General features: G+C 60.1%; 3 protein-coding genes. All 3 read right to left on the minus strand.

Annotation, left to right across the window (positions count from 1 at the left end):
• A partial coding sequence (locus tag HP499_RS23135) for a pectinesterase family protein (RefSeq protein ID WP_172326405.1) occupies window positions 1–1,300 on the minus strand: 1,300 nt, incomplete at its 3' end.
• Window positions 1,301–1,375: 75 nt separating this feature from the next.
• Complete coding sequence (locus HP499_RS23140) at window positions 1,376–2,272, minus strand: carbohydrate ABC transporter permease (RefSeq protein WP_172326406.1); 897 nt, start codon at window positions 2,270–2,272, stop codon at window positions 1,376–1,378.
• A gap of 9 nt (window positions 2,273–2,281) precedes the next feature.
• The coding region (locus HP499_RS23145) for a carbohydrate ABC transporter permease (RefSeq protein ID WP_172326407.1) at window positions 2,282–2,769 on the minus strand (488 nt) is incomplete at its 5' end.

Below are 2,769 nucleotides of genomic sequence, written 5' to 3' on the forward strand. Positions count from 1 at the left end.
CACTTCCCGCCGCGCCCCACGTGCCGCCGAAGAACTTGGCGCCGTTGGCCGGGGTGTCGTAGGAAATCACGACGTCGGACGGGTTGCCGGTTGCTCCCTGGAGGGTCACGTTGGGCCGGTCAGCCCAGATGTTTACCGACTCCCTGTAGAAGCCCGGCTTGATGGTGATGGTCCGGGGCTGGGTGTTACCTGCCGGGATCGAGCCGATGGCCGCCTGGACACTGCCGAAGTCGCCGGTGCCATCCAGCGCGACGGTGACTTCCGTCGTCGTGCCTGGCGCCTTGTTCTCGCGTGGTCCGGCGCTGGAGGTGACCACTCCCGGAACGTTGGCGGCGCTGTCCTTGGTATAGGCGTAGGACCGCGTGGGGTCGAAGGCGGTGCCGACGTTGTCCTTGCGGCCACGCGTGGCATCAAAGATGTTGTCCCTGTTGACGATCTCCGTGGCGGGGTCCTTTGCCACTACGGGATCCGCGACGGCGGTGAAGTAGTTGCCCTCCAAGACCACCTTGGCGGCGTTGCGGCCCATCATTCCGTACTGCCCGATGTCCTGCAGGTAGTTGTTGTAAACGTGGGCTGCTGCAGTGTTGTCCAAGCTGAAATTCCGTTGGACCGTGTTGCGGATCCAGTTGTGGTGGATGGTCATTTTTGTGACCGCGTTGCTGGTCCAGCCCACACCGAGTGCCTTGTTGTTGTCCGCGAACACGTTCCAGGAGTAGGTGAGGTAATCGGAGTCCTTGCGGGTATCGATCATGCCATCACCCATGCGCTCGAACTTCATATGATCCACCCAAATGTGGTGCGAGGTATCGAGCTGGATGCCGTCGCGGTCGTTGTCCGGGCGCTTACCGTCCCAGTCACCCGGAATGTAGGAATCACGGACCGTGAAGTTCCGGAAGATCACGTTGGAGACGTTGATGAGTTTGAACCCGGCATTCACCAGTTCCACGCCCGCGCCGGTGCCAATGAAGCTCTTGTTGGAGGCGACGGGGATCTTGACGTAGTCCTGTGCGGTGATGCTGCCCTTGAGGAAGATCACCAAGGGCTCCTCCGAAGCGGCGAATGCTTTCAGCTCTCCCAATGAAGAAGCGCTGACTTGCCGCCCGGCCTGGCCGCCGGTGGTTCCGTCCAGGCCGTTGCCGGGCAAGGACGCAAAGCCGTCGGGCCGCTGCTTCCAGAGGGCAGCCGCTTCGGCCGGGGCATCGGCGGTGCCGGGTTGGGATTCTGCCCGGGCGGGCGCAGCGGTAAGGCTTCCAAGAATGACGACGGCGGTGACCGCGCCGAGCAGGCGTCGCAGGCGCATGCAAAACTCCTTTGTCTTGTCAGTGTTGGTCTTGTCAGTGCTCTTGTGAGTGGTGGTGGCTCTGTAATGGAGGGACTATTTCAGCCCGGTGGTGGCAATGCCGTTGATCAGGTACTTCTGCCCCGCAATGAAGAACCCGATGATCGGCGCAATGGACACCACCGACATCGCGAACATAGGGCCCCACATGCTCTGGCCTTCGGAATCCATAAAGGCGCGCAGGGCCAGGGGGACGGTGTAAAGGTCCTGGTTCTGGATGTAGAGCAGCGGCCCGAAGAACTCGTTCCAAGTGGAAATGAAGGTGAAGATCGCCGTGGTGGCCATTGCCGGGATGCACAGCGGCAGGATCACCCGGATGAACGTCCGGAAAGGGCCGCAGCCGTCAATCTGGGCGGCGTCGTCCAGTTCCTTGGGCAACGACTTCATGAATTGCACCATCAGGAAGATGAAGAAGGCGTTGGTAGCCATGAAGTTGGGGACAATCAGCGGCAGGTAGGTGTCCAGCCACCCCAGCTGCGAGAAGATGATGTACTGCGGAACCAACAGGACGTGGCCCGGCAGCATCAGGGTTCCCAGCATGAGGGCAAAGAACAGCTTCCGGCCCGTGAACTCCATCCGCGCGAAAGCGTACGCTGCCAGCGCGCAGGAGAAGATGTTTCCGATGATGGAGAAGACCACTATTACCATCGAGTTGATCAGGTACACATGGAACGGCTGGTCCAGGGCGGTCCAACCTTGTGCGTAGTTGGAGAAGTCCCAATTTTCCGGCCACAGTCCCAGCTGCCGGAAAATATCGTTGCTGGGCTTCAGTGAACTGGAAATCAGCCACAGCAAGGGATAGAGCATTACCAGCCCTACCAGGCAGAGGATCAGGTGCCGCGAAAAGCGGGAAGCCGGCGTGCCTGTCAGGGCATCTTCGGGCTGTTCCTGCTTGGCCAGCTTGCGCTTGAGGGGTAGATCAAGGAGTGCCATGAGGTTGCCTTAATTGTCGTAGAAGACCCAGAACTTGGATGCGATGAAATTGATGGCGGTGAAAATCGCGATGATCATCAACAGCAGCCAGGCCATGGCCGAGGCATACCCCATCTCGAACTCGGTGAAGCCCTTCTGGTACAGGTACAGGTTGTAGAACAGCGTTGAATCAGCCGGACCACCCGTACCGCCACTCATCACGTAGCCCTGGGTGAACGTCTGGAACGAGCCGATGAGCTGCATGATGAGGTTGAAGAAGATGATGGGGCTGATCAGCGGCAGGGTAATGCTCCGGAACTGCCGCCATTTGGAGGCCCCGTCAATGGATGCCGCCTCGTAGTACATGCCCGGCACCTGGCGCAGGCCGGCGAGGAAAATCACCATGGGCGAGCCGAAGGTCCACACATTCAGCACAATCAGGGTGCTCAGCGAGAACTGCGGGTCAGTCACCCACGCGGGTCCTTGGATTCCGAACAAGCCGAGGAACCCGTTGACGA

Source organism: Paenarthrobacter sp. CM16 (assembly GCF_013179505.1).
In the GTDB taxonomy this organism is placed as follows: Bacteria; Actinomycetota; Actinomycetes; order Actinomycetales; family Micrococcaceae; genus Arthrobacter.

Bases quoted from the DNA above. Each gene is read 5' to 3' on its own strand.
- HP499_RS23140 (WP_172326406.1), bottom strand. From the start codon at position 2,272: ATGGCACTCCTTGATCTACCCCTCAAGCGCAAGCTGGCCAAGCAGGAA.